Annotated in this window: 3 protein-coding genes, 1 tRNA gene and 1 pseudogene; 4 read left to right on the top strand and 1 reads right to left on the bottom strand. The window is 65.6% G+C overall.

Annotated elements, in window-relative coordinates:
- Nucleotides 1–263 precede the first annotated feature (263 nt).
- Nucleotides 264–375 (top strand) — tRNA-Ser (locus ACIHCX_RS38065).
- A gap of 43 nt (nucleotides 376–418) precedes the next feature.
- Here the strand turns inward: ACIHCX_RS38065 and ACIHCX_RS38060 are convergent.
- Nucleotides 419–748, bottom strand: coding sequence for a hypothetical protein (locus ACIHCX_RS38060; RefSeq protein ID WP_400037998.1), 330 nt, complete (start codon nucleotides 746–748; stop codon nucleotides 419–421).
- 63 nt (nucleotides 749–811) lie between these two features.
- On the opposite strand from ACIHCX_RS38060, the gene ACIHCX_RS38055 reads away from it, so the two are divergent.
- From ACIHCX_RS38055 to ACIHCX_RS38045, 3 genes and pseudogenes are all read left to right on the top strand, one after another.
- Nucleotides 812–2467, top strand: a complete 1656-nt coding sequence (locus ACIHCX_RS38055; RefSeq protein ID WP_400037996.1) for an FAD-binding oxidoreductase — start codon at nucleotides 812–814, stop codon at nucleotides 2465–2467.
- Nucleotides 2468–2770: 303 nt separating this feature from the next.
- A complete protein-coding gene (locus ACIHCX_RS38050; RefSeq protein ID WP_400037994.1) occupies nucleotides 2771–2908 on the top strand; it encodes a hypothetical protein in 138 nt (45 codons plus the stop codon).
- 325 nt (nucleotides 2909–3233) lie between these two features.
- A pseudogene (locus ACIHCX_RS38045) lies at nucleotides 3234–3431 on the top strand (serine/threonine-protein phosphatase); the annotation flags it as partial.

The raw sequence follows: 3431 nt of genomic DNA, 5'->3' as shown, positions 1-3431 counted from the left end.
CGAGGCGCTGCTCCAGCACATCGAACGCGACCTGGTCGCCCACACCGGCGGACGCCTCGGTGATGACGTCGCCCTCCTCGCCATCCGCCGGGCCCTCATCCTCCATGACGAAGCGGGAGAAGGCGAAGATCGACAGGGGTACGAGCGGACTGCCGAGCCCTCCCCGGAGGACGTCGGCGTGCTACGGGCGCCGCGGTCTCAGTTCCGGTCTCAGTCATTGCGTGTTCCGCGAGCGTCCGCCCTTGTTCCCCAGAGTCTGGGACGCCGCTGAGCAGGCAGGGAACCGATCCTTTGTACGTTCACGGACACCCCTGGACCAAGATCGGACAACTGGTAATGCGTAGGTCTCGGGTTCGAATCCCGAAAGCGGCTCCACTGGGACCCCAGGTCAGGAATTAGCTGACCTGGGTTTTCTCGTTCAGCGGACGCGACGACGCCGCCGCGAGCGGGTCAGTTCCTCGCGCATCGCCTGCTGAAGCGCGGATCTCAGTACCGCGTGGATGTACTGGACCGTGCGGGCCGACGGCCGGCGCTTGCAGCAGCGCCCGACGGCACAGCAGACCCGCTTGTCCTCCGGCCGCTCGGTGTCGGCGCCCCGTAGACAGCAGAGGCACGCGGTCTTGAAGTCCGTCAGGAACCGTCGTACATCCGTGGGTGACAGCCGGTTGAGCCGCTTCTTGCCGAGGGCGGGACGGATGTAGAGCCGGGATAGGCCCTCGTAGCTGTTGAGGGTCGCGGTGCATCCCAAACCGGTTATGACGGGATCCCGCTGAGTTACTCCTTCAGGCTGTCGTCATCGTCCTCAATTGGCGTGTCGCGAAACACCGCATGGTCGCCCCCTTACCGTGCGGGGGTCGACCACAAAGGACTGCCCGGCGGCTGGCGGGTAAAGGCCCCCTCAGCCGCGTACCGGCGTAGCCCGATCGAGAGGATTTGGACCTTGAGCGATTTTTCCCGCCGCTACCTGCTCAGGGCGTCAGCGGCCGTCGGTGCCGGGGCGGTCGTCGTCCCGGGCCTTACGGCCGCAGGCGCGCCGGACATTGCGGCCGCGAGCACCTCGGGCCTTCTGGCCGCGAGCGACCCGACTAAAGGGTCGTCGGGATGTCCGCCGGCGAAGCTGACCGGTCACGTCGTCCGCCCCGGTGATGCCTCGTACACGGATGATCGCATCGACTACGACCAGCTGTTCTCTCACTACCCGCTGGTCATCGTCTTCGCCCAGAAGACCCAGGACGTGGTGAACGCCCTCACCTGGGCGCGGCAGCACAACGTCGCACTGCGGGTACGCAGCGGTCGCCACGCCCTGGAGGGCTGGTCGAACATCGACAACGGCATCGTGATCGACGTCAGCCAGCTCAAGTCGGTCCACATCGACACCCACGCTCGTATCGCGACGGTCGGCGCCGGCCTGACCCAGTTGGAAGCGGTGACGACGCTCGCCAAGCAGGACCTCGCGGTCACGACCGGAAGCGAGGGCAGCGTCGGCTTGGTCGGTGCGACGGTCGGCGGCGGCCTTGGCCCCCTCAACCGCTATCTCGGCATGGCCTGCGACAGCCTGATCGGGACCGAGGTCGTCGTCCCGTCGGGTCGCGACTGCGCCAAGGTGATCCATGCCGACCTGAAGGACCACTCAGACCTGCTCTGGGCGCTCCGTGGGGCGGGAAACGGCAACTTCGGAATCGTCACGCAACTCACCTACAAGGTGCACCCGCTCAAGCGCATCGCCTATGTGCAGGCGACCTGGGACGGCCTTACGGACCTGCATGGGATCTTCGATGCATGGCAGCGTACGGTACCGTTCGCCGACAACCGCCTCGGATCCGAAGTCGAGATCCACAAGTCCCAGATCCTGCTGTTCGCGTGGCTCGCGGAGGGCACGGCGGCAGAGGCCAAAAAGATGCTGGCCCCGATCCTGTCGATCGGCACGCCCGATGTGAAGGTGCAGGTCGGTAACTGGGGCCCCATCTTTGCCGGAGCCCAGGTCCCGCGCTCGCAGGAGCCCGCCAACGTGAAGTTCTTCTCACAGTTCGCCAAGAAGCTGTTCCCGAAGAAGGCGATCGACGTCATCGGCCACTACATGCGAAACGCTCCCACGGAGGACAGCAACTACTTCATCGATGCCTTCGGCGGGGCGATCAAGAAGGAGCCCCGCGGCGGCACCGCGTTCGTGCACCGCGACGCGATCTTCTACGGCGAGATCGGCGCAGCCTGGGGAACTCCTTCAACGACACCAGGCGTCTGCGACCCGCTCACCTCGACGTGCCAGGCCTGGACCGCCGAATTCAGCCAGGCGATGCGCAGCTTCGTGGACGGCGCCTACGTCAACGTGCCGAACGTCGCCATGCAGGAGTGGGAGACCGCCTACTGGGGGAGACGCCACTTCGAGCGGCTGCGCGAGATCAAGGCGAAGTACGACCCCTACAACGTCTTCCAGTACGAGCAGAGCATCCCGCCCGCGTCACGCTGATCGACAGTTCGCCGTCGGGGCCCCGCCCCGGTCAGGCTCGGCCTTTCACGCAGAAGGGCCCGACGCAGTCGAAGGGGTGTCGTTAGCATCGATCTTGCATGAGGGATCGTCAGCTTGCTGACGATCCCTTTGCTCGTTCAGAGTGAAGATTTCTGCTTGCGGGCAGGGCTGATGGTCCGGCTGTCGTTTCCGGGTGGGCGCCGGGTTCCACGGCTCCGGTTGTGATGGTGCTGATAGCAGGGATGGGATGCTGCTGGTCAGCCAGGGTTGGGCAGAGCTTCGAGCCGGTCGAGGGCGATCTGGATGATCTCCAGCCACGGCATGGAGTTCATGAAGTTGGCATGGGCCGACGAGAGCGCCACCGGCCTGATCTGCTGGCGGTGCGGCTACGTCCACCTCTTCGTCAACAAGGACATCGAGTTGCACCGGGCGGACAAGTAACCAGGGGCTCCGCGGTCTCAGTTCCGGTCTCAGTCATCACTTGTTCTGCGAGCGTCCGCTCTTGTCCCCCAGAGTCGGAAGTTGGCTCTGAACAGGTGCGATGCCTGCTTCAGGGACTCCCGGGGACGCCCTCGGACCAAGATCGGACAACTCGTAGTGCGTAGGTCTCGGGTTCGAATCCCGAAAGCGGCTCATCCTGGAACCCCGGGTCGGAACCATTCCGACCTGGGGTTTTCTCGTTCTGCGGACGCGGCGGCGCCAACCGTCGTGGCGCGAGCCGCGGTAGCGGTGCAGTGTGGAAGGCGTGGGTTCCAGGCAGGGACGTGTGGATCTCGGGCAGCCGTGGCAGCCGAGCCATTTGCTGCTGCTGATTCCTGTCGTGCTCATCGTGGTGATCACTGCCGCGGACATGGCGACGGGGCCGAACGTCGTTCTCGGCCCCCTGCTGGTGGTCGCGCCCGCGCTCACCGCGTGGTTCGCGGGCCCCTGGACGACGGCCGGTATCGGGGTTCTGGCCATGGCG

Source organism: Streptomyces sp. NPDC052043 (assembly GCF_044548235.1).
GTDB lineage: Bacteria > Actinomycetota > Actinomycetes > Streptomycetales > Streptomycetaceae > Streptomyces.
This window is presented reverse-complemented; position numbering and strand designations above follow the sequence as displayed.

Coding starts and splice junctions, on each gene's coding strand:
- ACIHCX_RS38050 (WP_400037994.1), top strand. CDS start 2,771: ATGATCTCCAGCCACGGCATGGAGTTCATGAAGTTGGCATGGGCCGAC.